Source organism: Phenylobacterium montanum (genome assembly GCF_018135625.1).
In the GTDB taxonomy this organism is placed as follows: Bacteria; Pseudomonadota; Alphaproteobacteria; order Caulobacterales; family Caulobacteraceae; genus Poindextera; species Poindextera montana.
Genome location: NZ_CP073078.1, coordinates 974,498 through 997,943, shown reverse-complemented (window position 1 = coordinate 997,943; position 23,446 = coordinate 974,498). Strand labels below are relative to the sequence as shown.

At 68.9% G+C, this 23,446-nt stretch carries 21 protein-coding genes; 14 read left to right on the top strand and 7 right to left on the bottom strand.

Going from position 1 to position 23,446, the window contains the following annotated elements; all coding sequences use genetic code 11:
- The 5 genes from KCG34_RS04495 to KCG34_RS04475 are packed head-to-tail and all read left to right on the top strand — an operon-like array spanning position 1 to position 4,847.
- On the top strand, positions 1–1,539 hold the full coding sequence (locus KCG34_RS04495; protein ID WP_249138215.1) for an AlkA N-terminal domain-containing protein: 1,539 nt from the start codon (positions 1–3) through the stop codon (positions 1,537–1,539).
- A complete protein-coding gene (locus KCG34_RS04490; RefSeq protein ID WP_211939201.1) occupies positions 1,520–2,053 on the top strand; it encodes a methylated-DNA--[protein]-cysteine S-methyltransferase in 534 nt (177 codons plus the stop codon). The genes KCG34_RS04495 and KCG34_RS04490 overlap by 20 nt, the downstream gene beginning before the upstream one ends.
- A 35-nt stretch (positions 2,054–2,088) precedes the next feature.
- Complete coding sequence (locus tag KCG34_RS04485) at positions 2,089–2,547, top strand: SAM-dependent methyltransferase (protein ID WP_211939200.1); 459 nt, start codon at positions 2,089–2,091, stop codon at positions 2,545–2,547.
- A 39-nt stretch (positions 2,548–2,586) separates the two neighbouring features.
- Entirely contained in the window at positions 2,587–3,648 is a 1,062-nt protein-coding gene (locus KCG34_RS04480; RefSeq protein ID WP_211939199.1) for an NAD(P)/FAD-dependent oxidoreductase, read from the top strand.
- A gap of 29 nt (positions 3,649–3,677) precedes the next feature.
- Complete coding sequence (locus KCG34_RS04475) at positions 3,678–4,847, top strand: acyl-CoA dehydrogenase family protein (protein WP_211939198.1); 1,170 nt, start codon at positions 3,678–3,680, stop codon at positions 4,845–4,847.
- On the opposite strand, the gene KCG34_RS04470 is transcribed toward KCG34_RS04475, so the two are convergent.
- The gene (locus KCG34_RS04470; protein WP_211939197.1) at positions 4,841–6,040 is read right to left on the bottom strand and encodes a P1 family peptidase; all 1,200 of its coding nucleotides are present in this window, start codon (positions 6,038–6,040) and stop codon (positions 4,841–4,843) included. The two genes, KCG34_RS04475 and KCG34_RS04470, sit on opposite strands and share 7 nt — an antisense overlap.
- Positions 6,041–6,317: 277 nt before the next feature.
- Between KCG34_RS04470 and KCG34_RS04465 the strand changes: the two genes are divergently transcribed.
- On the top strand, positions 6,318–7,619 hold the full coding sequence (locus tag KCG34_RS04465; RefSeq protein WP_211939196.1) for a cytochrome P450: 1,302 nt from the start codon (positions 6,318–6,320) through the stop codon (positions 7,617–7,619).
- Positions 7,620–7,651: 32 nt separating this feature from the next.
- Positions 7,652–8,254, top strand: coding sequence for a TetR/AcrR family transcriptional regulator (locus tag KCG34_RS04460; RefSeq protein WP_211939195.1), 603 nt, complete (start codon positions 7,652–7,654; stop codon positions 8,252–8,254).
- Here KCG34_RS04460 and ygiD read toward each other — a convergent pair.
- Both ygiD and KCG34_RS04450 read right to left on the bottom strand, forming a co-directional pair.
- Positions 8,251–9,036, bottom strand: coding sequence for a 4,5-DOPA-extradiol-dioxygenase (gene ygiD / locus KCG34_RS04455; RefSeq protein WP_211939194.1), 786 nt, complete (start codon positions 9,034–9,036; stop codon positions 8,251–8,253). The genes KCG34_RS04460 and ygiD overlap by 4 nt on opposite strands.
- Before the next feature lie 35 nt (positions 9,037–9,071).
- Entirely contained in the window at positions 9,072–9,539 is a 468-nt protein-coding gene (locus tag KCG34_RS04450; protein WP_211939193.1) for a DUF1203 domain-containing protein, read from the bottom strand.
- Positions 9,540–9,755: 216 nt separating this feature from the next.
- On the opposite strand from KCG34_RS04450, the gene KCG34_RS04445 reads away from it, so the two are divergent.
- Positions 9,756–11,360, top strand: a complete 1,605-nt coding sequence (locus tag KCG34_RS04445) for an ABC-F family ATP-binding cassette domain-containing protein (protein ID WP_211939192.1) — start codon at positions 9,756–9,758, stop codon at positions 11,358–11,360.
- On the opposite strand, the gene KCG34_RS04440 is transcribed toward KCG34_RS04445, so the two are convergent.
- The 3 genes from KCG34_RS04440 to KCG34_RS04430 are packed head-to-tail and all read right to left on the bottom strand — an operon-like array spanning position 11,344 to position 13,252.
- Positions 11,344–11,784, bottom strand: coding sequence for a flagellar basal body protein (locus KCG34_RS04440; RefSeq protein WP_211939191.1), 441 nt, complete (start codon positions 11,782–11,784; stop codon positions 11,344–11,346). The genes KCG34_RS04445 and KCG34_RS04440 overlap by 17 nt on opposite strands.
- A 5-nt stretch (positions 11,785–11,789) precedes the next feature.
- Positions 11,790–12,134: a rod-binding protein gene (locus tag KCG34_RS04435; protein ID WP_211939190.1), complete on the bottom strand. Its 345-nt coding sequence runs from the start codon at positions 12,132–12,134 to the stop codon at positions 11,790–11,792.
- Positions 12,134–13,252 carry a flagellar basal body P-ring protein FlgI gene (locus KCG34_RS04430; protein ID WP_211939189.1) on the bottom strand — a complete coding sequence of 373 codons (1,119 nt, stop codon included), beginning with the start codon at positions 13,250–13,252 and terminating at the stop codon, positions 12,134–12,136. The genes KCG34_RS04435 and KCG34_RS04430 overlap by 1 nt, the downstream gene beginning before the upstream one ends.
- A gap of 238 nt (positions 13,253–13,490) precedes the next feature.
- Here KCG34_RS04430 and fliX point away from each other — a divergent pair, with 238 nt between their 5' ends.
- Both fliX and dksA read left to right on the top strand, forming a co-directional pair.
- Positions 13,491–13,925 (top strand): flagellar assembly regulator FliX, encoded by a 435-nt coding sequence (fliX, locus tag KCG34_RS04425; RefSeq protein ID WP_211939188.1) that lies wholly within the window; start codon positions 13,491–13,493, stop codon positions 13,923–13,925.
- A 112-nt stretch (positions 13,926–14,037) separates the two neighbouring features.
- The gene (dksA, locus tag KCG34_RS04420) at positions 14,038–14,466 is read left to right on the top strand and encodes an RNA polymerase-binding protein DksA (RefSeq protein WP_211939187.1); all 429 of its coding nucleotides are present in this window, start codon (positions 14,038–14,040) and stop codon (positions 14,464–14,466) included.
- A gap of 35 nt (positions 14,467–14,501) precedes the next feature.
- Here the strand turns inward: dksA and KCG34_RS04415 are convergent, their stop codons facing one another.
- Entirely contained in the window at positions 14,502–15,107 is a 606-nt protein-coding gene (locus KCG34_RS04415) for an LOG family protein (protein ID WP_211939186.1), read from the bottom strand.
- Positions 15,108–15,201: 94 nt separating this feature from the next.
- On the opposite strand from KCG34_RS04415, the gene KCG34_RS04410 reads away from it, so the two are divergent.
- The 4 genes from KCG34_RS04410 (at position 15,202) to KCG34_RS04395 (ending at position 23,445) form a co-directional block, all read left to right on the top strand.
- On the top strand, positions 15,202–16,041 hold the full coding sequence (locus KCG34_RS04410; protein ID WP_211939185.1) for a hypothetical protein: 840 nt from the start codon (positions 15,202–15,204) through the stop codon (positions 16,039–16,041).
- A 164-nt stretch (positions 16,042–16,205) separates the two neighbouring features.
- A complete protein-coding gene (locus KCG34_RS04405) occupies positions 16,206–17,963 on the top strand; it encodes an ABCB family ABC transporter ATP-binding protein/permease (protein WP_211940711.1) in 1,758 nt (585 codons plus the stop codon).
- A gap of 31 nt (positions 17,964–17,994) precedes the next feature.
- Positions 17,995–19,083 (top strand): NAD(P)H-dependent flavin oxidoreductase, encoded by a 1,089-nt coding sequence (locus KCG34_RS04400; RefSeq protein ID WP_211939184.1) that lies wholly within the window; start codon positions 17,995–17,997, stop codon positions 19,081–19,083.
- Between the two features lie 528 nt (positions 19,084–19,611).
- The gene (locus tag KCG34_RS04395; RefSeq protein WP_211939183.1) at positions 19,612–23,445 is read left to right on the top strand and encodes a cadherin-like domain-containing protein; all 3,834 of its coding nucleotides are present in this window, start codon (positions 19,612–19,614) and stop codon (positions 23,443–23,445) included.
- Position 23,446 lies beyond the last annotated feature (1 nt).

Genomic DNA, 23,446 nt, shown 5'->3' with positions numbered 1-23,446 from the left:
ATGGCGCCCTCCAGCGGCGATCATGCGCGCATGGACCTCGACCACGACGCCTGCTACCGCGCTTTCCAGACCCGCGACGCCCGGTTCGACGGGCGCCTGTTCAGCGGGGTGAAGACCACCGGCATCTACTGCCGCCCGATCTGCCCTGCGCGCACGCCGAAGCCGGAAAACATGGTCTTCTTCGCCAGCGCCGCGGCGGCTCAGGCGGCGGGGTTCCGCCCCTGCCTGCGCTGCCGACCGGAGACCTCGCCGGACCTGGGGGCCTGGCGCGGGGCGGCCAACACCGTCTCGCGCGCCCTGGCCCTGATCGAGACCGGAGCGCTGGACGCCGGCGACGTCGAGGCCCTGGCGGAGCGGCTGGGGGTAGGGGAGCGGCAGCTGAGGCGGCTGTTCCGCCAGCATCTCGGCGCCTCGCCGATCGCTGTGGCCCAGACCCGGCGTGTGCTGCTGGCCAAGCAGCTGATCCACGAGACCCGGCTGCCGATGGCCGAGGTGGCCATGGCCGCCGGCTTCGGCAGCATCCGCCGCTTCAACGAGACCTTCCAGGTGCTGTTCGGCCGCCCGCCGGGCGCGCTGCGCCGCGGCGCCCAGCCGGAGGTCTCGGCCCAGGGCGACGACGCCCTCTTCATCCGATTGCCCTACCGGCCGCCCTATGACTGGGACTCGATCGTCGGCTTTCTGGCGCACCGCGCCATTCCGGGCGTGGAGGTGGTTTCGCCGCGAAGCTATGCCCGCACCATCGCCATCGGCGGCGACCAGGGCCTTTTGGTCGTGCGGCCGCTGGAGGGCGACCGGCTGGGCGTCGAGATCCGCTTTCCCAAGCTCTCGGCCCTGCCGGCGATCATCGCGCGGGTAAGGCGGGTGTTCGACCTGGCGGCGGACCCGCTGACCATCGGCGCCCAGCTCAGCCGCGACCCGGCCTTGGCGCCGTTAGTGGCGGCGCGGCCTGGCCTGCGCACGCCCGGCGCCTGGGACGGGTTCGAGCTCTCCATGCGCGCCATCCTGGGCCAGCAGATTACCGTCACCGCCGCTACGGTGCTGGCCGGCAAGCTGGTGGCCGCTTATGGCGACCCGCTACCGGACGCCCTGCAGGGGCGTGTGGAGGGCCTGACCCATACCTTCCCTCGGGCCGCCGCTATAGCCGACCAGGATCTGGGCCTGGTGCTCGGCATGCCGCGCGCGCGCGCCAAGGCGCTGTCGTCCATGGCCGCCGCGGTGGTGGCCGATCCTCTGATCTTCGGCGCCCGCGCCAACCTGGATGAGGCTGTCGCCCGGCTGAAGGCTCTGCCGGGTATCGGCGAATGGACCGCCCAGTACATCGCCATGCGCGAGATGCGCGAGCCCGACGCCTTTCCGCATGGCGACATCGGCCTGATGCGCGCTCTCGCCGACGAACAGGGCGTACGGCCGACGCCCGCCGAACTCCTGGCCCGCGCCGAGGCCTGGCGGCCGTGGCGCGCCTATGCCGCCCTGCATCTCTGGGCCTCCGATCCCCTGCCAACGCCAAAGACGAAGCCCGATGCCCGCCAAGCCGCCTGAGCGCCTGTTCCTCGATCGTCATCCGACCCCGATCGGCGTCGCCCTCCTGGTCACCGACGAAGCCGGGGTGCTGCGCGCCTTCGATTTCGAGGACTACGAGCCGCGCATGCGCCGGCTGATGCGGCTGCACTATGGCGCGACGCCCCTGGCGGCAGGCCCGGCGCCGGCGGCGATGAAAGCCAGCATCGACCGATACTTCTCAGGCGATCTGAAGGCTTTGGACGAAATCAAATGGGCCACCGCGGGCACCGAGTTCCAGCGCAGCGTCTGGCGCGCCCTGACCAGCATCGGCGCGGGCGAGACCCTCAGCTATCGCGGCCTTGCCGAGCGGGTGGGGCGGCCCAAGGCGGTGCGCGCGGTGGGCTTGGCCAACGGCTCCAACCCCGTGGCCCTGGTTGTGCCCTGCCACCGGGTGATCGGCGCCGACGGCTCCTTGACCGGCTACGGCGGCGGGCTGCATCGCAAGCAATGGCTGCTGGAGCATGAACTGGCGGTTCAAATCGAACGGCCTTGACCCTAGATAGGGCTCATAGCTCAAGGATCCCCGCCATGCCCTTCACCATCGAACCCGTCGGTGTCGTACGCGGCGGGCGGGACCAGCCGATCGATGACGACTGGGGCAAGAGCCGAGCAAGGCTGGTGCTGGACGAGAGGTTCCCGCCGGAAGCCCTTGCAGGTCTTGGGGATTTTTCGCACGCCGAGGTGATCTACCTCTTCGACCGCGTCCCCGACGAAAAGATCGAGACCGGCGCGCGCCGCCCGCGTGGGCGCGAGGACTGGCCGCTGGTCGGCATCTTCGCCCAGCGCGGCAAGAACCGGCCGAACCGGCTTGGCGTCACCGTCTGCCGCATCGTCGCCGTGACCGGCCGCGAGGTGGAGGTCGAGGGGCTGGACGCCATCGACGGCACCCCGATCATCGACATCAAGCCGGTGCTGTCCGGCTTCCTGCCCCGGGGCGAGGTGCGCGAGCCCGACTGGGCCAGGGCGATCATGCAGGCCTATTGGTAGGGCCTTGACCTCCGGGGGGCGATTGGGGTGCTTAGGGCCATGTCCGGCCTTTCCAACGCCCGGGTGATCGTCGCGGGCGCGGGCGCGTTCGGATCGGCCATCGCCCTTCGCCTTGTCCAGTCCGGCGCGCGTATGACCCTGGTCGACCCCGACCTGGGCCTCGGCCGCAGCGCCTCGGCGGTCGCCGCGGGCATGCTGGCGCCGGCCCTCGAGAGCGTGCTGGATCCCGAGACCAACGTGCCGTTCGCCATGCTGCGCGCCGCGCGCGAGCTCTGGCCGGCGTTCGAGGCGCGCATCGGGCGAGACATCGGCCTGTCGCGGGCGGGCGCCGCCTTTGTCGACCTGCCGGGGCTTGAGCCCAGGGTCGAGGCCTTGCGCTCCAAGCTGAAGGCCCTAGGCGCCGAGATCGCGCCGCCGCCGGCCAGCCTTGATGGCCTGAACGCCGTGTTCACCCCCGAGGACTGGCGGCTCAGCCCCGCCGAGGCCTTGCCAGCCCTGCTGGGCGCCTTCCGCGCGGCCGGCGGGACCGCGGTGCGCGGGGCTCTGGCTGCGGTCGAGCCCGGCGCCGCGGTGCTGGCGGACGGGGGCCGCCTTGTCGCCGACCGGGTGCTGCTGGCGACCGGCGCGGCGGGCCTGGGCCTTGCTCCCGAGCTTTCCCGGCTGGCGCCGATCAAGGGCCAGATCGTCAGCTATCCCGACTTCACGCCGCCCGCCGGTGCGCCGACCCTGCGGTGCCAGGGCGGCTATGCAGCAGGCGGCGAGGATGGCCTCTTCGTCGGCGCGACCATGGAGGCGGGCCAAAACGACCTGATGGCCGACCCGGCGACCGTCGAGCGCCTGCACGCCCTGGCCGGGCGGCTCTATCCGGCGGTCAGGGACCTGGAGCCGATCCCGGCGGTCGGCGTGCGCGCGACTTCGCCGGACGGGCGGCCCATGGTCGGACCCTCGGCGGCGCCGGGCGTATTGCTTGCTGTGGGCGCGCGCCGCAACGGCTGGCTGCTCGCCCCGCTTGTCGCCGAAATCACCGCGGCGTATCTGGCGGACACCGATCTGGGGCCCTGGGCCGAAATCCTGGCGCCGGCGCGTTTCGCCGACGCCTGATCCGTAAAGACAACAAGAAGGGGAAGGCCATGTCCGGCTTCTGGCTGACCGAGGAACAGGAAGCGATCCGCGAAGGCGTGCAGAAGGTCTGCGCCAAGTATGGCGACGACTATTGGCTGAAGACCGACGAGACCGGCCGCTATCCTGAGGACTTCGTCGCCGACATGGCCGAGGGCGGCTGGCTGGGCGTGGCCATGCCAGAGAGCGTCGGCGGGGCGGGGCTGGGCCTGACCGAGGCGGCGGTGATGATGCAGACCGTGGCCCAGTCGGGCGCGGCCTTCTCCGGCGCCTCCTCGATCCACCTGAACATCTTCGGTCCTATGCCGCTGGTGAAGTTCGGCTCGGACGCTCAGCGCCAGCATGCCCTGCCGCGGATCATCTCCGGTGAGGACAAGATGTGCTTCGCCGTCACCGAGCCCAATTCGGGCCTGGACACCTCCAGCCTGGAGACCAAGGCCGAGCGCACCAACGATGGCTACCGCATCAACGGGCGGAAGATCTGGACCACCGGCGCCCAGCGGGCCAACAAGATCCTGATCATCGCCCGCACCACGCCCAAGGACCAGGTGAAGAAGCCGACCGAGGGCCTGTCGCTGTTCTATACCGACCTCGACCGCAAGCACATCGAGGCCAACCCGATCCCGAAGATGGGCCGCAAGGCGGTGGAGTGTAACACCCTCTTCATCGACAATCTGGAGGTCCCGGCCGAGGATCTGGTCGGCGAGGAGGGCAAGGGCTTTTCCTACCTGCTGCACGGGCTGAACCCCGAGCGGGTGCTGTTTGCGGTCGAGGCCGTGGGCATCGGCCGCGCGGCCCTGGCCAAGGCCGCCAACTACGCCAACGAGCGGGTGGTGTTCGGCCGGCCGATCGGCAAGAACCAGGGCATCCAGCATCCCCTGGCCAAGTCCTGGGCCGAGCTGGAAGCCGCCAACCTGATGGCCTTCAAGGCCGCGGCCCTCTACGACGCCGGCAAGGACTGCGGCGCCGAGGCCAACGCCTCGAAATACCTGGGCGCCGAGGCCGGGTTCCGCGCCTGCGAGAATGCGGTCCTGGCCCACGGCGGCATGGGCTACGCCAAGGAATATTTCGTCGAGCGCTATTTCCGCGAGGCCATGATCGCCCGCATCGCCCCGGTCAGCCGCGAGATGATCCTGAACTTCATCGCCGAGCGCGTGCTGCACCTGCCGAAGAGCTATTGAGCGCCATACTTGGCCATGATCGCCTTCAGCGTATCGTGCGGCAGGGCGTAGGCGCGGTGACCATGATAGCCGGTCATGGTCTGCGCCGAGACGAGCGCGTTGCTGATCGCCTCCTCGCTGGCGTCGACGGCGGCCTCGAACAGGGGGTCGATGTCGCCGTTGGGTAGCTGAGGCGTGGTGGGCGACGCGCCATGCTCGGTGTCGTTGGCGCCCGGCGCGGTCGAGAAGGCCAGCATCAGGTCGCCCGAGCTGTTGCCGGAATAGGACCCGAGGCGAGCCAGCCCCATCGCCGCCCGCTTGGCGAGCCGATCGAGCTGCAGGGAAGAGAGCGGGGCGTCCGTCGCCACCACCATGATGATCGAGCCCTGGTCCCGCTTCCAGCGGCCGCCGGTCCCGTCGGGGCCGCAGGGTGGCAGTTCGGTATCAAGCGGCGGCGTGATCGCCGTACAGGGCAGCCAGCGATCCGCAAGTTCGCGTCCCACCGGGGCGCCGCCGAGGCGCAGGACACGCCGCGCCCCGGTGTTGCACTGGACCAGCACCCCCAGCGCATAGGTCTTGCCCGCGACGGAGACGATCCGCGACGCCGTACCGATGCCGCCTTTGAAGCCGAAGCAGATCATGCCGGTCCCGCCGCCGACGCCGCCTTCCTCGACCGGCCCGCCTCTGGCCGCCTCGAGCGCGGCCTGAGCGGTTTCGGCGGTGACGTGGAAGCCCTCGATGTCATTCAAGGTGGAGTCCGACGTCTCCCCGACCACTGGCCAGATGGCCGATCCGAACCGGCGCGAGGTCCACTGCTGGATGCCGGCATAGACCTGGCCGATGGCGTTGGTGTTGGTGATGCCGATCGGGCCATGGATGACGCCGTAGTCCTGCAGGTAGGCCTGGCCGGTGACCTCGCCATTGCCGTTGAGATCGAACAGGCCGGCGGTGACCGCCGCGTCGCTGTCCTTGCCGCGCGGCAGGACTACCGTGACCCCGGTGCGCACGACCGGTCCGTTCGCCTTGTCGGCGGCGCCCGATATCAGCGTCGCCTGGCCGACCAGCACGCCCGGAACATCGGTGATCGCGTCGAGCGGGCCTGGCCGGCCGTTGAAGGGCAGGCCGAGGTCGCGCGCCGCGGTCGAGGCCTGGGCCTGGGCGGCGAGCATCGCCGCGCAGAGGCCCGCCAGGCAGGATCGCAGGATTGGGGGCATCGGAAGGTCTCGCTCGGCGTAGCGCGTCGCTCGCCTGCCGGACCAGACCCGAGTCTCGCCGCCAAGTCGAGATGATCGGCCTTCAGCGCAGCTTCGGAGTTGTGCGGCGTTCGGCCCGTCGTCCAAGGGCGCGCCTGTCGCCGTGGCCATGTCAACGCACATTGACAATGCAAGTCAACGCGTATTGACTTTTATGCGCAGGTCAAGCGCCCGTACGGTCGCGTGGCCTGAACAAGAAGCCGATCCGACCGCTCGAGCGGACACAGGGAGTTCCTTCATGAACGTCGCCGTAAAGCCCGAAGCCGCCTCCGACGCCGAGGCCTACGTGCTGCCGCTGGCCGAACTCAACCCGGCGCGGACCGACCGCTTCCAGGCCGACACCATCTGGCCGGTGTTCGAGCGCCTTCGCCGCGAGGATCCGGTGCACTTCACCGCTGACAGCGAGTTCGGCCCCTATTGGTCGATCACCCGCTGGGACGACATCATGGCGGTGGACACCGACCACGAGGGCTTCTCCTCGGCCGAGGGCATCGGCCTCTTCAATCTGAAACTGGCCGAGGAGCAGGACAAGGCGCTACGCGCCATGGGGCAGGAGCCCCGCAAGCGCGGATCGGCCGGCTTCATCACCATGGACGAGCCGGAGCATAGCGTGCACCGCAAGGCGGTCAGCCCGACCGTGGCGCCCGCCAACCTGGCGACCATGGCCCCGATCGTGCGCGAACGGGCCGGCGCCATCCTCGACTCCCTGCCGATCGGCACGCCCTTCGACTGGGTCGACCTGGTCTCGAAGGAATTGACGGCCATGACCCTGGCCACCCTGTTCGACTTCCCGTTCGAGCAGCGGCGCAAACTGCCCTGGTGGTCCGACATGTTCATGAACCAGCCGGGTCACGGGCCGGTGGAGAGCTGGCAGCAGAAGGCCGAGGCGGTGATGGAGTGCTTCGGCGCCTTCGAAGGGCTCTGGAACCAGCGCGTTCAGGGCGGCACCCCGGGCAACGACCTGATCTCGATGCTGGTGCATCACCCCGAGACCCGCGAGATGTCGCGCGAGCAGTATCACGGCACGGTTGTGCTGCTGATCGTCGGCGGCAACGACACCACCCGCAACACCATCTCCGGCAGCGTCCACTGGCTGAACAAGAACCCCGGCGAGTACGACAAGCTGAGGGCTAATCCCGCCCTGGTCGGCTCCATGGTCTCGGAGACGATCCGCTACCAGACACCCCTGGCGCACATGACCCGGGTGGCGACGCGCGACATCGAGGTCGGCGGCAAGACCATCAAGAAGGGCGACCGGGTGGTGATGTGGTACATCTCCGGCAATCGCGACGAGGCGGTGATCGAGGAGCCCGACGCTTACGTCATCGATCGCGAGCGGCCGCGCCACCACATGTCGTTCGGCTTCGGCGTGCATCGCTGCGTCGGCAACCGGGTGGCCGAGATGCAGCTGACCATCATCTGGGAAGAGATCCTGAAGCGCTTCCCCCGGATCGAGCTGGTCGGCGAGCCGGTGCGCACCTATTCCTCGTTCGTGCATGGCTATGAGAGCATGCAGGTGGTGATCCCGGCGCGGGCCTGACGTGGGTCTGCGACCCGGATAAGGCGCGCGTGATGAGTGAAGCATTGGTCCTGACGCGCGAGAGCGCTCCCCCCCGCCGCCGCGACGCCCAGGCGACGCGCGCGGCGATTCTGGAGGCGGCCAAGGCGCAGTTTGCGCGCCAGGGCTATGACCTGGCTTCGCTGCGCGAGATCGCCGCTGACGCGGGGGCCGATGTCGCCCTGATCAAGCGCTATTTCGGCGGCAAGGAGGGGCTGTTCGCCGAGGCTCTGAAGGCCTCGCTGCATCCTGATCGGATCCGGAACTGGGAGCGGTCGAGTTTCGCCGCCGAGATGGCGGAGATGATGGCCGGCGATCCCCATGTCCATGAAGATCGCACCCACGCCTTTCAGTTCCTGCTGCGCGCCGCGACCTCGCCGACCACGGCGCCGCTGCTGAACCTTGCGGTCCAGGAGCGCTTTCTGGCGCCGATCGGCGAGTGGCTTGGCGGCGAGGATGCGCCGGCCCGGGCGCGGGTGCTGGCGGCGGCCTTCATCGGCTTCCTGGTCGAGCGCCTGATCCGCGACCAACCCCTCGTCGGCCGCGAGCGCGACGTCTTTATCGCCCGGACGAGGGGCGTGTTCGAGGCGCTGCTTGCGGATGAGCCGGCGGTTTAGGCCGTCCCAACGATCGCCGAGGTCATCGACAGCGAGCCCACCACCATCTCGTTGAACACCGTGGCCGGCTCGTCCTCGTGCTGCGTCGCGATGACATAGAGCAGGGGCAGGAAATGGTCCGGCTCCGGCGCCGCCAGCGCCGCCTCGGGGCCGAGCGCCAGGTAGTCGGTCAGGGCGGCGTGGTCCCGGGCGGTGATCCGCCGGGCGACCTCCGCATCGAATTTGACGGCCCAGGGCAGGGGCTGAAGGTTCCGCGGATCGAACAGGCGCAGGTTGTGCACGATGTTGCCGCTGCCGAGGACCAGGATCCCCTCATCGCGCAGGGGCGCCAGGGCGCGGCCGATCTCGTAGTGCTCGTCGGGGCTGCGGCGCAGATCCAGGCTGAGCTGCAGCACCGGGACATTGGCCTCGGGATAGAGGAATTTCAGGACGCTCCAGGCGCCATGGTCCAAACCCCAGCCGTCGAGGTCGGCGCGGGCGCGGAACGGCGCGAGGCGCGCCTCCAGATCCTTGGCCAGGGCCGGATCGCCGGGGGCCGGATAGGCCATCTCGTACAACGCCTGAGGAAAGCCGTAGAAGTCGTGGATCGTGCGGGGTTTTTCCGCTGCCGTGATCAGGACGCCCTTGGTCTCCCAGTGGGCCGAGACGCACAGGATCGCCTTGGGTCGCGGCAGGCGCCGTCCGAGCTCGACCCACGACCGGGTCAGGGGATTGTCCTGAAGCGCGTTCATCGGCGAGCCGTGGCCGATGAACAGGGCGGGCATGCGGGCGGGCTGGGTCATGGCGACTATGTAGGAGCCCGCCCGTGCTACGCCAATCAGCTCCGCTCGATCCGTGCGGAATAGCAGCCACGCTTGGCGTTGTGCGCATGCAGATAGGCGATCTCCGGCCGTTCCAGCCAGGCCTGGATCAGGGGCTCGGCCTCGGCGCCCTGCAGCACCTCGGCATCGACCATCATGCCGGCCTGACCGAAGGCGCGGATGGACAAAAGCCGTCCCTGGAACACCGGCGGCAGGCGGTCCTCGAACCGCGCGGTCTCCAGGGCCGCCTCGCGTACGAAGATGGCATGGTTGGAGCGATAGGGCGTGGGTTCGGCGTGGTGTTCGTAGTTGAGCAGCAAGACGCTCTCGCCAGGCTCTGCGTCCTCGAGCGTGATCCGGCAAGGCGAGCCCGGCTTGGCGGCGACCGTGTAGCGGATCGCGCCGTGATCGGCGAGTTCGGCCTCGGACAGGCCGAACAGGGGCTGGAAGGCGGCGACGGGAAGGCCGGTGACGACGTAGGACATGGGAAGGAACTCCTGGACTTGATGGCCAGAGGTATGCCGCCACGCCGCCGCCCGGGCGTTCCGCTTCTTGCGCGGCAATCGGCCCGTGATGCACAGGCTGGCCTTGGCGCCGCCGGTTCGGCTATGCTCCGGGCGCGAACGCTGCAAGGAGACCCGAGATGGAACGCGCGACGAACACCTGCTTCGCCCCGCCCTGTTCCTTCGCCTCGGTCTCCTATGATCCCCTTCATCACCCTCGACGGCCTGTCCTGGCGCGCCCCTGACGGGCGCACCCTCTTCGAAAACCTGACCCTTTCCTTCGGCGGCGAGCGCACCGGCGTCGTCGGCCGCAATGGTTGCGGCAAGACCACCTTGCTCAAGCTGATGCTGGGCGAGCTGGAGCCTGCCGCCGGCGTGGTCACCCGGCGAGGGCGCATCGGCCTTCTACGTCAGGCCCAGGCCGCGCCCGAGGGCGCTGTGCTGGAAGACCTTCTGGGCGTCGCCGAGGGGCTGGAGCGACTGGACCGCATCGAAAGCGGGGAGGGGAGCGGTGAGGACTTCGACCTCGCCGACTGGGACTTGGCGGCGCGGATCGAGGCGGCGCTGGCCGAGGTGGGGCTCGAGGGCCTCTCACTCGACCGGCCGGCAGCCAGCCTCAGCGGCGGCCAGCGCACCCGGACGGAGATCGCCCGGCTCCTGATCGCGCGGCCGGATCTGATCCTCTTGGACGAGCCGACCAACAACCTGGATGGAGGGGGCCGCGCCCTCGTCGCCGAGGCGCTCGCGGCTTGGCCGGGCGGGGCGGTAGTGGTCAGCCATGACCGGACCCTGCTGAAGGGGATGGACCGGATCGTCGAGTTGAGCGGCCTGGGCGCCCGCGTCTACGGCGGCGGCTGGGACCTCTACGCCGAGCGCAAGGAAGCGGAAGAGGGCGCCGCCGTGCTGGCCCTGGACTCGGCCGAACGCGAGGCGCGCCGGGTGGACCGCGCGCTGCAGCAGACGCGCGAACGCAAGGCGCGCAGCGACGCCGCCGGCCGCCGCGCCCGGGCGCGCGGCGACGCGCCCAAGATGCTGCTGGACGCCCGGGCCGACCGCGCCGAGGCGACGGGGGCCCGCCAAAGCCGCCTGGCCGAGCGCCTGCGCGACCAGGCCCAGGCCGATCTTTCGGCCGCCCAGGCGCGAGTGGAGCGGATCAGGCGGCTGGATTTCGAATTGCCGCCGAGCGGCCTCGCCGAAGGCAAGCTGGTGCTGGCCTTCGAGCAGGTTTCCTTCGCCTGGCCGGGCGGGCCCAGGATCCTGGACCAGCTCAGCTTCCGCCTGACCGGCCCGCAACGGCTGGCGGTGGCCGGCGGCAACGGTCGCGGCAAGACCACCTTGATCCGCCTGGCCGAGGGCCAGGTCGAGCCCGACGCCGGCCGTATCGTCCGTGGCGTTCCGGCCGTGGTGCTGGACCAGCAGGCGGCGCTGCTCCAGGGCGATCTCAGCCTGATCGACAACTTCCGCCGCCTCAATCCCGGCCTTGGCGACAACGCCGCCCACGCCGCGCTTGCACGGTTCCTGTTCCGCAACGCCGCAGCGCTCAAGCTGGCCCGCGACCTCTCTGGCGGCGAACGGTTGCGGGCGGCCCTGGCCTGCGTGCTGATGGCCGAGCGCCCGCCGCAACTGATCATCCTGGACGAGCCGACCAACCACCTGGACCTGGACTCGATCGCGGCGGTGGAGGCGGCGCTCGCCGCCTATGACGGCGCCCTGATCGTGGTCAGCCACGACGAGGCCTTTCTGGATGCGCTGGGTGTAAAGCAACGCTTGCCGCTGGATTCGCCTCTCAAGCCCGCTGGTTAAGCGTGATCGATGCGCTCGCCGCGCCGGTGTTGCGCACGCCGCGGGGGCCGTAGCCGGCGTTGGCGCCGCGCTGGCGGGCGACTTCGTTGGCGATGGCGTGAACCAGGCCCTCGGTCACGGTCTTGGCGGCGTGCAGGGCGCGGCCGTGGCGGGCGACCACGGCGTCGAAGGCCTCGGTGGCCTGGCGCAGGCGGCGGCGCTGGTCAGCGGTGGCGCGCTCGATCTCGCCGGGGGCGTTGCGCAGGCGCTGGGCCTCGTGGCGGTAGGCGTTGGCCAGGCGGGTGGTCTCGTCCATGCTGGCGGCGGCGTCCTGCGGCCGGCGTTCCTCGAAGGCTGCGGCCTGCAGCGCCAGCAATTCGGTCAGGCGCTGGGTCAGGCGGATCATCGGCTCGATGCGGTCGGGCTGTCCGGGGGCTGGCTGCATCTGGGCTACTCCTGACTGAGGCCTTGCATCTTGAGCATTTCGCGCTGCACGGCGGCGGCCACGCCGACCCCGCCGCGGGCGGCCATCTGCTTAGCGTAGGCCTCGACCATGAACGACTTGTAGGCCTGCTCGCCTTCGCCGCCGCCGAACGGGGCCGAGGTCTGCACGCCGTCGAACATCTGGCTCATCATGGTGGAGAGGAACGAGGCCTCGAAATCGGTGGCGGTCTTCTTGATCGCGGCCCGGCGCGCGGTCTCGCTCGCGCTCATCTGGACTGCGCCCAGGGCTGGCGTCCTGGCCGCCGGGGTGAGCAAGGAGATCGGCGTAGTGATCGCGGAATAGCCGGACATCACATCACCTCGATGTCGGCTTGCAGGGCGCCGGCGGTCTTGATGGCCTGAAGGATGGAGATCATGTCGCGCGGGGTGACGCCCAGGGCGTTGAGGCCGGCGACCAGGGAGGCGAGCGAGGCGCCTTCCTTGACCACCAGGAGCTTCTTGCCCTTCTCCTCGTCGACCTTGACCTTGGATTGCGGGACCACCTGGGTCGTGCCCTGGCTGAAGGGCAGGGGCTGGCTGACCGCGGGCTTCTCCTCGACGCTGATGGTCAGGTTGCCCTGGGCGATGGCCACGGTGGACAGGCGCACGTTCTCGCCCATCACGATCACGCCGGCGACCTCGTCGATCACCACCTTGGCCGGGGCGTCGGGCTCGACCTCCAGGTTCTCGAGCGAGGTGACGAAGCTGACCATGTCCGAGCCGGCCGGGGGCTTCAGCGCGACGATGGTGGGGTTCTCGGCCTGGGCTGAGCCGGGATAGCGGGCGTTGATCACGTCGGCCACGCGGCGCGAGGTGGTGAAGTCGGGATTGCGCAGGGTCAGGCGCAGCACGTTCATATTGGCGAGTTCGAAGCCGACCTCGCGCTCGATGCTGGCCCCGCCGGCGATGCGGCCCGCCGTGGGCACGCCCTTGCTGACCGAGGAGCCAGAGGCGCCGCCGGCCGAGATCGAGCCGGTCTCCACCGTGCCCTGGCCGACCGCATAGGCCTCGCCGTCGGCGCCCAGCAGCGGGGTGACCAGAAGCGTGCCGCCCTGCAGGCTCTTGGCGTCGCCCATGGCCGCCACATTGACGTCGATGGTCGAGCCGGCGGCGGCGAAGGCTGGCAGGCTGGCGGTGACCATCACCGCGGCCACGTTCTTGGTGTCGATGTTGGTGGCGTCGCGCATATTGACGCCGAGGCGCTCCATCATCGCCTCGAGGCTCTGCTTGGTCATGGGATTGTTGCGCAGGCTATCGCCGGTGCCGGCCAGGCCCACGACCAGGCCGTAGCCCACCAGCTTGTTCTCGCGCACGCCCTCGAACTGGACGATGTCCTTGATCCGCGAGGCCGCCATGGCCTGGGCGCCGCCGAGGCCGATGGTCAGGGCCAGCAGGGCGCCCGTCAGGCGGATGAGCCGCAAAGACCGCATGAAACTTCCGCGTCCAAAAGGGTGGGCGAGCCGGCGGGCGCGCCATTAACCACGTCGCATGCGAGGTTCATGCCAACTTTTCGTGCGAAAAAGTCTTTTGGATTCAAAGTCTCAGGATTCGCGAGCGTGGCCCTTCGGCGCCTAGGGCAGCTTTTGCCGGGTATTAACGAACCGGCAATCGACGCAGACAACACTACCCTTGAATTAGCCTAGTTCGATGGCCACTTCGCAGGCGTAAATGAAGGTCAATGGTCCCTCCAGCCTCGGCTCGACCGCCGCCGCCCGCGTGGGCTCGCGGCCGGCCGCCGGCGGGTTTTCGGTGCCCAGCGAGCCCGGCGGCGTCGCCGAGGTTGCGCACGCGGCGCCGACGAGCGGCCTGACCGCCGTCAGTTCGCTCGATGCGCTTCTGGCCTTGCAAGAGGTCGCCGGGCCGCTGGAGCGCCGGCGCCGGGCCGTGCGCCGGGCCGGCCGCATTCTCGATGTGCTGGACGAAATCAAGATCGCCCTATTGGACGGGGACGTGACCCCGGCCTCGCTCGACCGCCTGGTCCTGGCCGTGCGCCAGGAGAAGTCGAGTGTCGAGGACGAGGCCCTGGCGGGCGTGCTCAACGAGATCGAGGCCAGGGCGGCGGTGGAGATCGCCAAGCTGGAAGTGGCGAGGGGCGCCGCATGAACCGGACAGGAAGCTTCGCCTGCCGCGCGCAGCTTCATTGTATCCGCCAAATCTTTTGGTATAAGCGGCACGCCTCAAGGTCGGGGCTTGAATTGCTAGCGTGGGAACGTCGATGAAGGCGACCGCGGTGTTGGAAACGCAAAGTGAGTATCGTCCTTCCGAGGACGAGGAGTTCATGAACGAGCGGCAGCTCGAATACTTCAAGCAAAAGCTGCTGGACTGGAAGGAAGAAATTCTTCGCGAATCTCGCGAAACTCTCTCTCATCTTCAAACTGAAACCGAAAATCACCCGGACTTGGCTGATCGTGCTTCGTCTGAGACCGATCGTGCTCTGGAATTGCGTACTCGTGATCGGCAGCGCAAGCTGATCTCCAAGATCGACGAGGCGCTAAGGCGGATCGAGGACGGCTCCTACGGCTATTGCGAGGAGACCGGGGAGCCGATCACCCTCGCAAGGCTGGACGCGCGTCCGATAGCCACCCTGAGCCTCGAGGCCCAGGAGCGGCACGAGCGACGTGAGCGGGTCCACCGGGACGAATAGGATTTGAAGGCCGCCCTTCGGGGCGGCTTTTATTTTCAGCTGACCCTCGGCATCAGGCTGGGCAAGGGCGGGCTCTCATCGAGCCCTAGCTCGCGCATTGCCGGCAGGACCGCATCAATGCTCGGAACGGCGCGCCAGACGTCGAGGAAAGCCTTGGGCGCCAGGTTCTGGTCGACGAACTGACGCAGGAGCACGAACAGGGGCTCCCAGAAGCCGTCAGGGTCGTAGAACACGATCGGCTTGCGGTGCAACTCCAGCCGCCGCCAGGACAAGAGCTCTATGACCTCTTCCAGGGTGCCGATGCCGCCTGGGAACACGGCGAAGGCGTCAGCGGCCTCGAACATCATCATCTTGCGCTCGTGCATCGAACTGACCACGACGGTGTCGATCTCGTCCAGCAGGGCTTCCCGCTTGCGCAGGAAATCGGGCATGATGCCGAGCACGCGGCCGCCGGCGCCGTGGGCCGCCCGGGCGCAGGCGCCCATCAGCCCGACGCCGCCGCCGCCATAGACCAGGCGGATCTTCTCGGCGGCCAGGTGCTTTCCGAACGCCGATGCGGCGGCCAGGTAGGCTGGCGACGCCGCGTCCGAGGAGCCGCAATAGACACAGACCGAGCCGATCCTGTGCTCGAGATCGGACATGATGCTTACTCCTGAGCCGGCCAAGCGCTTTCAGACCACCCGCGACGGGGCCGCGAGTCGGTTACGCAACCCATCGATTCTTGCGCGGCGGACAGTGAACACAAGGCTAAGCGCCGGCCAAGGGCTTTGCGATCCGGGACGCCTGGCGCGGACTGCTGCGACGGGCCTGGTTCTCCTGGCCCTGGCGGCCTGCGGCAAGGGGGGCGACTGGCGCCATGTCCAGCCGCCAAGTCCCGCCGCCGACAACGACGCAGACGCAGGCTATGTGCGGCCGCCCCAGGTGAAGGCGGCCATGCGCGCCCAGGACGGCGGGGTGATCCTGAGCGGCCAGGCCGAGCCGAACACCCGTGTGCGCCTGCTCTCGCCCGACGGTGCGGCCAACGGCGGCACGGTCACGGGGGATGGAGCCTGGTCCATGCCGACCCCGCCCGGCGGGGGCATATACGGCCTGTCGGAAGACCTCGGCGGCCGCATCGTGCAGGGCGAGGGCTATGTGGTCACCTTGCCGGCGCCCGGACGGCCTGGCGCTCTGCTGAGGGCGGGCGGCGGCGCCACGGTCCTGGGTGGCGGGGAGGGCGGCGCCTTGCGGATCACCGCGGTCGACTTCGACTCCGCGGGCGGCGGCGTGGTTTCGGGTTTCGCGCCGACCGGAACCGGTCTTCGGCTGGCCATGGACGGGGCTACGGCTTCGGGCGAAGTGAAGGCCGACGCCCACGGCCGTTTCTTCATCTCCGCGCCCTCGCCGCTGAAGGCCGGGCCCCACCAGATCCGGGTCGTCGGTGGAGGACAGATGGCCGTGGCCGATATTGCGGTCCAGCCGCCGGCCCCCATATCGGGTCAGCCGTTCCACGCAGCGCGGCAGGCGAACGGTTGGCGGGTGGACTGGATGACCCCCGGCGGCGGCCGGCAGACCAGCCTCATTCTCGATCCGTAAGACGTGAGTGGCTCAGGAGGGCTCTTGATTCAGGCTGCAGACCAGATCGGCGAGGGCGCCCAGCCTTGAGCCTGCATCATGCCGCCCACGGCGCCCGCGCGGGGCAGGGGCCTGCGCCTGGAGCGGTGGCCCCGGCCACGGCCCGCTTCAGCTTCTGGACCTCGATGGCCGACCTCGTCCGGTTGGTCGGCCGCTCTCGCGCCAGCGGGCTCAGAACCCGCCTGGCCCTGGCCCTGGGCCTTGTCCTGATCGGCAAATGGACCGGCGTCTATGCGCCCGTGCTGATCGGCCAGGCGATTGATCACCTCGCCAAGGGGCGCAGCCCCGCCGAAGGCCTGGGTATCGGTTTCATCGGCTTTGCGCTCGGTTGGGTGCTGCTGCGCTTCATCTCCACCGCAGCGCCCTATGCCCGCGACGCCATCTTCACCTCGGTTTCGCAGACCGCCCTGGCGCGTTCCGCGGTGGAGGCCTTCGGCCACAGCCTCTCGCTGTCTTTGGACTTCCATCAAACCAAGCAGACCGGCAGCCTGGCCCGGGTCATCGACCGCGGCGCCCGCTCCACCGACTTTTTGCTGCGCAGCGTAGTGTTCAGCCTGGGTCCCAGCGTCCTCGAACTGCTGATGGCGGCCTATGTCCTGACCAGCCACTATGCCGGCCGGCTGGCGCTGGTGGCTATCGTCACCATCGTCATCTACACCGCCTTCACCTTCCGTATCTCCAATTGGCGGATCGGCCACCGGAGGGCGCTGAACGAGGCCGATTCCGAGGCCGCCGGCCTGGCGGTGGACGCCTTCATCAATTTCGAGACGGTCAAGACCTTCGGCGCCGAGGAGCGCACCGTGGGGCGCTATGGCGAGGCCATGATGGCCTATGCCCAGGCCAGCACCAAGGCCAACAATTCCCTGCAACTGCTCAACGCCGTGCAGAGCGTGGTGCTGAGCCTCGGTCTGATGGCCATGACCCTCATGGCGGGGGTGGAGGTGATGGCCGGCCGGATGCAGATCGGCGGGGTGATGGCCTGCATCATGATCCTGCAGACCGTCTATGGCCCGCTAGCGGTTCTCGGCATGAACTATCGCGAGATCCGCCAGGCCTTCATCGACATGGAGCAGATGCTCAACCTGACTGCGGTCAAGCCGGATATCCTGGACGCGCCGAACGCCGTGGATCTGCCGCCCGCCACTGGCCAGGGCGCTGAGTTCGCGTTCGAGCACGTGCATTTCCAGCACGGCGCCCGCTCGCTGGGGCTGAGCGATATCGACTTCCGTGTGGCGCCCGGCACGACCACAGCCCTGGTCGGGCCGTCCGGCTCGGGCAAGACCACCATCGCGCGCTTGGCCCTGCGCCTGCTGGATCCGCAGGGTGGGCGGGTGATGCTGGACGGGGTGGACCTGCGCCAGGCCCGCCAGGCCTCGGTGCGCCAAGCGATCGCCCTGGTGCCTCAGGACGTGGCCCTGTTCAACGACACCCTGAAAGCCAACATCGCCTTCGGCCAGCCGGACGCCAACGAGGCGGAGATATGGGAAGCGGCGAGGGCGGCCGAGCTCGCGCCATTCATCGAAAGCCTGCCCGACAAGCTGGAAACGCGGGTTGGCGAGCGCGGGCTGAAGCTCTCCGGCGGGGAGCGCCAGCGGGTCGGCCTTGCCCGGGCTCTGCTGGCCCGGCCGCGCGCCCTGATCCTGGACGAGGCCACCAGCGCCCTTGACGGTCGCACGGAAGCGGCGATCCAGGCCACGCTGCGCAAGGTGCGCGCGGGGCGGACGACCCTGGTCATCGCCCACCGCCTTTCGACAATCGCCGACGCCGACCAGATCCTGGTCATCCGCCGCGGCCGCATCGTCGAGCGCGGCCGGCACGAGGACCTGATCGCCCAGGGCGGAGAATACGCCGCCCTCTGGCGGCGGCAGACCCGGGAAAGCTAGTTTCCCGCTGAAACCACACTGGAGTTGCGCCATGCCGCAGTCAGCGATCCAGTCCAAGCCGAGAGCCCGTGTCCAGGCCTTCTGCGAGCGCTATGGCCTGGAAGCGCCGATCCTGGAGGCGCCCATGGCCGGGTCCTGCCCTGTGGAGCTGGCGGTCGCGGTGGCCGAGGGCGGCGGCATGGGCGCCATGGGGGCGCTGACCAACAGCCCGGCCGAAATCCTGGACTGGGCCTCCGCCTTCCGCGGGCGGACAAACCGCGCCTTTCAGATCAACCTCTGGATCCCCGAGCCGGCGCCGGTTCGGGATGAGGTGGCCGAGGAGAAGGTGCGCGCCTTCATGGCCGGCTGGGGGCCGGAGGTTCCGCCCGAGGCCGGCGACGTCCGCCTGCGCGACTTCGACGCCCAGTGCCGGGCGCTGCTGCAGGCCGGCCCCTCGGTGGTGTCCTCGATCATGGGGGTGTTTCCGCCGGCCTTCGTGGCGCAGCTGAAGGACCGCGGCGTGGCCTGGTTCGCCACGGCCACCAGCCTCGCCGAAGCCCGCCAGGCGGCGAAGGCCGGCGCCGACGCCATCATCGCCCAGGGGTTCGAGGCCGGCGGTCACCGTGGCGCCTTCGACAACGCCGCCGCCGAGCGCAATGCGGTCGGCCTGTTCGCGCTGGTGCCGCGGCTGGCCGACCACATCGACCTGCCGATCATCGCCGCGGGCGGGATCGCCGACGCGCGCGGGATCGCCGCGGCCCTGACCTTGGGCGCCAGCGCCGTACAGATCGGCACCGCCTTCCTGCGGACGCCGGAGGCTGGCGTCCATCCCGCCTGGGCCGACGCCCTTGCGGACCTGGAGCCCGAAGCCACCATGCCGACCCGGGCCTTCAGCGGCCGTCTCGGCCGTGGCGTGGCCACCGCCTTCGCCCGCGCCTTCGCCGAACCTGGCGCGCCAGCGCCGGCGCCCTATCCTGTGCAGCGGGGCCTGACCGCGGCCATGAAGGCCGAAGGGCAGAGGGCGGGGGATGTCCAGCGCATGCAGGCCTGGGCCGGGCAGTCCGCGGCCCTGGCCCGCGCCGAGCCTGCGGCTGGCCTGGTCCGGCGGCTATGGGCCGAAGCGCAGACCCTGCTGGCCTGAGGCGCCTGCGGCGAAGCCGCACAGGCAGGGGCCTGGCGGCGTGAGGCGCGTCGCCGCATCGCTGGGCGCCGACCTACCGACGTTCTGCGAAGCGGAGCCAGTGAACCCTTGTGCGGGCAAGGTTTTGCCGCTCGCGTCCCTCGGCGGATCTCGCGCCATCTGGGTGTTTAGCCAGAGGTTTTTGGGCGGCAAGGCGGAGTTGTGGCTCTCGAAGCTGTGATGGCCGCCATGCGCGCGTCGCCTGGCGACCTAAAGCCAAGCTTGGTTCAGATAGAGTTTAGATTGATCAGCTGGTTAATTCTGTTGGTGAATTGATTCTTATCTACTTTCCCTGCGTCAGGCTGCCTACTCCGTACGACGTGAAAAGCCCAAGTAATAATTGGTTCGAACAAGGGGTTGAGGTCCTTTCGGGGGTCGCTTGAGCCGTTAAGCCTCCAGCGATCGCCCGCCGGATCTTGCCGCGGCAAGTCCGGGAAGGCCCCCGGGGGCGCAGCGAGCGGCCCTTTCGAGCGCAACGGGGCAGATGTCATGTCGACGGTCTATTTGAACTTCACTGGTCAGACCATGGCCACCAGCGCTGCGGCCCATGCCTGGGTTTCGACGACGGCCTATGGCCAGACCCTGACCGCGACGACGACGGCGACTTCCTTCAGCGACTCCTATGGCGGCGCCACCCTGGTCGGCGGAACCGCAGATTGCACCTTTGGCATCGCCGACAGTTCCGACCAGATCGTGGTGTCCTCGACCAGTGTCACAGATACGGTCAACAGCTGGGTCAGCTACACCCTGCCGACCAATGTCAACGACCTGAACCTGGAAGCCGCCAACATCATCGGCGTCGGCAACAGCGGCGCCGACCTGATGATCGCCCTGGCGGCCAGCGACACCCTGGTGGCGGGTTCGGGCTCGGACGTGATGGTCGACAATGGGGCCGGCAGCGAGAAATTCCAGTTCGGCGCCAACGCCACCACCGATGTGATCTACGGCTTCCAGGCCAGCGGGGCGAACGCCGACATCATCCAGCTGACCAGTTCGCCGTTTTCCACTTTCAGCCAGCTGCAGTCGCACCTGGCCCAGCAGGGCGCCGACACCCTGCTGACGATCTCCGCGACCCAGCAAATCCTGATCCGCAACACCCTGGCCTCGTCGCTGACCGCGTCGAATTTTGCGCTCAGCCTCAACCTGACCGGCGTAGCGACCAGTTTTGACGACGAGTTCAACAGTCTGAGCCTCTGGAATTCGTCTACGGGAGCCGGAACGTGGAAGACCAACTTCCTGTCCGGCAACCAGACCGGTTCCGGCTCCTGGGCCAGCCGCACCCTGACCTCCAACAGCGAACAGGAGATCTATGTCGATCCCAGCTATGCCGGCAGCGCCGGCGGGACGACGGCACTCGGCCTGAACCCGTTCTCGATCAGCAACGGGGTCCTGACCATCACCGCCAGCCAGACCCCAACCCAAGACCTCGCGGCGCTCAACAATTTCAAGTACATATCGGGCCTTCTGACGACCCAGAAGTCGTTCACCCAGATCTACGGCTATTTCGAGATAAAGGCCGAACTGCCGTCGGGGCAGGGTGTCTGGCCGGCCTTCTGGCTGCTGCCGGCCGACGGCAGCTGGCCCCCCGAGTTGGACGTGATGGAGCAGATCGGCGGCAAGAACGTCTACGAGACCTCGCACTATGTGAATTCGAGCGGGACGGTGACCGCCACGGGCTTTTCGTCCTACGTGCCCGGCAACAGCACCGGCTTCCACACCTACGGCGTGCTTTGGACGCCGACGACGCTGGCCTGGTATGTCGACGGGGTGGAGGTCGCGACGACTGCGACGCCATCCGGCATGAACAAGCCGATGTACATGCTGGTGAACCTGGCGATCGGCGGCAACTGGCCTGGCAACGCCCCCAGCAGCTTCGCCTCGGCTCAGATGCAGGTCGACTATGTGCGGGCCTATAGCCTGTCCAGCCTGAACCTTTCTTCGGGTGCGGCGCCCAGCGCCATCCATACGCCTCAGCCGCCGGTGGCTGCGGCCGACGCCTATTCCGCCCATGCCGGCTCGACCTTGTCGATCGCTGCGGCCCAGGGCGTGCTGGCCAACGATACGGACCCGAACGGAAAGGCCCTGACCGCCAGCCTCATCGCCGGTGGCGGCCCACAGCACGGAACCTTGACGTTGAACGTCGACGGCTCCTTCACCTATGCCCCCGCCGCCGGCTATGCCGGGGCCGACAGCTTCACCTATGTCGCCAGCGACAGCGCCGGCGGCAGTTCGCCCACCAAGGTGACCCTGAACGTCGGCCAGACCGCCCCGACGGCCAAGGCGGACGCCTATGCCGGCCATGCCGGCGCCACGCTGATCCAGACGGCAGGGCAGGGCGTTCTGGCCAATGATGTGGACAACAACGGTCTGGCCCTGACGGCCAGCCTGGCGCAGAACGGCGGTCCGCAGCACGGGACCTTGAGCCTGAACGCCGACGGCTCGTTCGCCTATACGCCGACCGCGGGCTTCGCCGGTACTGACAGCTTCACCTACGTCGCCAGCGACAGCCTCGGGAGTTCGGCCGCGACGACCGTGACGCTCAACGTCACCGCCCAGGCGCCGACGACCCAGGCTGCGAGCTATGGCGCCAGCGCCGGCCACGCGCTGGCGGTGGGCGCGGTGCAGGGCGTTCTGGCCGGAGACGCCGACAGCAATGGCCTGAGCCTGACCGCCGCACTGGCGCAGAATGGCGGCCCCCAACACGGGGCGCTGAGCCTGAACCCAGACGGCTCGTTCACCTACACCCCAAACGCAGGCTTCGCCGGAACCGACAGTTTCACCTATATCGCCAGCGACAGCCTGGCGTCAGGCGCGCCCACCACCGTCACCCTGAATGTCGCCGCCCAGGCGCCGACGACCCAGGCCGCCAGCTATGACGGCCATGCCGGCCAGACCCTGAGCGTCGGCGCGGCCCAAGGCGTGCTGGCGAGCGCCGCCGACAACAACGGCCTGACCCTTCTGACCGCGGCCCTGGCCACGAATGGCGGCCCGCAGCACGGCACCTTGACGCTGAACGCCGACGGCTCGTTCAGCTATACGCCGACCCTGGGCTATGCGGGGCCCGACAGCTTCACCTACGTCGCCAGCGACATCCTGTCGGCGGGGACGCCGACCACAGTGACGATCAACGTGCTGGATCCGCCGCCGACCACCCAGGTCGACGCCTATGGCGCCGCCGGCGATGTCGCGACTGCGGTGAGCGCGGCCCAAGGAGTGCTGGCGAACGACATCGACAACAATGGCCTGACCCTGACGGCGGCCCTGGCCACCAATGGCGGCCCGAGCCACGGGACCCTGACCCTCAACGGCGATGGCTCGTTCAGCTACACCCCGACGCTCGGCTATGTAGGGGCCGACAGCTTCACCTACATCGCCAGCGACAGTTTGAGCTCCAGCGCGCCGACCACGGTCACCCTGAATGTGGCGGCCCAGAACATCACCGGCGGGACGGGTGGCGACACCTACTATGTCTACAACAGCGCCGATCAGATCACCGTCGCGGCGGGCACGCCGAACGAGAGCGTCATCGCCACCTGCAGCTACACCCTGCCGGCCAATATCCAGAACCTGACCTTGAACGGGTCGGGCCTGACCGGCGCCGGCAACGCCCTGAACGACACCCTGACGAGCCTCGGCGGACCCAACACCCTGGTGGCCGGGACCGGGGTCGACACCTTCTACGTCAACAACACCGGCGATGTGGTGATCAACAATTCCAGCCAGACCGGCGACCTGATCATCTCCTCGGTCAGCTACACCCTGCCGACCGGCGTCCACAGCCTGCGCCTGACCACGCCGGGGACCACGGCGATCGGCAACGCCGCTGGCGGCAACTACCTGACCAGCGTCAACGGCGGCGACACCCTGGTCGGCGGCGCCGGCGGCAACGACGTCTTCAGCGTCTCGCACTCGAATGACGTGGTCCAGGTCGCGGCCGGCACGCCGAACGAGACTGTCAACGCCTGGTGCAGCTACACCCTGTCGGCCAATGTCCAGAACCTTGTCGCCAAGACCGCCGGCGCCGTGACCCTGGTCGGCAACACGATGAACAACGTCATCACCGCCGGAACCGGGGCCGATATCCTGACCGGCGGCGGGGGAGCGGACACCTTCGTGGTTGGCGTGGCCGACAAGCTGGAGACGGTCACCGACTTCACGTCGGTCGACAGGATCGACATCTCCGCCTTCCAGAGCGCGGGCCTGACGCCGACCTTCACCGACTATGGGACCTATTCCACGGTCGGCTTCTCCAACGGCGACGTGATCAAGCTGCTCGGCGTTCACGCCAGTAGCCTGGCGGTCAGCGGGCACTACATCGTATGAC

Coding starts and splice junctions, on each gene's coding strand:
- KCG34_RS04485 (WP_211939200.1), top strand. CDS start 2,089: ATGCCCTTCACCATCGAACCCGTCGGTGTCGTACGCGGCGGGCGGGAC.
- KCG34_RS04395 (WP_211939183.1), top strand. CDS start 19,612: ATGTCGACGGTCTATTTGAACTTCACTGGTCAGACCATGGCCACCAGC.
- KCG34_RS04475 (WP_211939198.1), top strand. CDS start 3,678: ATGTCCGGCTTCTGGCTGACCGAGGAACAGGAAGCGATCCGCGAAGGC.
- KCG34_RS04445 (WP_211939192.1), top strand. CDS start 9,756: ATGATCCCCTTCATCACCCTCGACGGCCTGTCCTGGCGCGCCCCTGAC.
- KCG34_RS04495 (WP_249138215.1), top strand. CDS start 1: ATGGCGCCCTCCAGCGGCGATCATGCGCGCATGGACCTCGACCACGAC.
- KCG34_RS04400 (WP_211939184.1), top strand. CDS start 17,995: ATGCCGCAGTCAGCGATCCAGTCCAAGCCGAGAGCCCGTGTCCAGGCC.
- fliX (WP_211939188.1), top strand. CDS start 13,491: ATGAAGGTCAATGGTCCCTCCAGCCTCGGCTCGACCGCCGCCGCCCGC.
- dksA (WP_211939187.1), top strand. CDS start 14,038: ATGAAGGCGACCGCGGTGTTGGAAACGCAAAGTGAGTATCGTCCTTCC.
- KCG34_RS04430 (WP_211939189.1), bottom strand. CDS start 13,252: ATGCGGTCTTTGCGGCTCATCCGCCTGACGGGCGCCCTGCTGGCCCTG.
- ygiD (WP_211939194.1), bottom strand. CDS start 9,036: ATGACCCAGCCCGCCCGCATGCCCGCCCTGTTCATCGGCCACGGCTCG.
- KCG34_RS04450 (WP_211939193.1), bottom strand. CDS start 9,539: ATGTCCTACGTCGTCACCGGCCTTCCCGTCGCCGCCTTCCAGCCCCTG.
- KCG34_RS04490 (WP_211939201.1), top strand. CDS start 1,520: ATGCCCGCCAAGCCGCCTGAGCGCCTGTTCCTCGATCGTCATCCGACC.
- KCG34_RS04470 (WP_211939197.1), bottom strand. CDS start 6,040: ATGCCCCCAATCCTGCGATCCTGCCTGGCGGGCCTCTGCGCGGCGATG.
- KCG34_RS04465 (WP_211939196.1), top strand. CDS start 6,318: ATGAACGTCGCCGTAAAGCCCGAAGCCGCCTCCGACGCCGAGGCCTAC.
- KCG34_RS04460 (WP_211939195.1), top strand. CDS start 7,652: ATGAGTGAAGCATTGGTCCTGACGCGCGAGAGCGCTCCCCCCCGCCGC.
- KCG34_RS04405 (WP_211940711.1), top strand. CDS start 16,206: ATGGCCGACCTCGTCCGGTTGGTCGGCCGCTCTCGCGCCAGCGGGCTC.
- KCG34_RS04480 (WP_211939199.1), top strand. CDS start 2,587: ATGTCCGGCCTTTCCAACGCCCGGGTGATCGTCGCGGGCGCGGGCGCG.
- KCG34_RS04440 (WP_211939191.1), bottom strand. CDS start 11,784: ATGCAGCCAGCCCCCGGACAGCCCGACCGCATCGAGCCGATGATCCGC.
- KCG34_RS04415 (WP_211939186.1), bottom strand. CDS start 15,107: ATGTCCGATCTCGAGCACAGGATCGGCTCGGTCTGTGTCTATTGCGGC.
- KCG34_RS04435 (WP_211939190.1), bottom strand. CDS start 12,134: ATGTCCGGCTATTCCGCGATCACTACGCCGATCTCCTTGCTCACCCCG.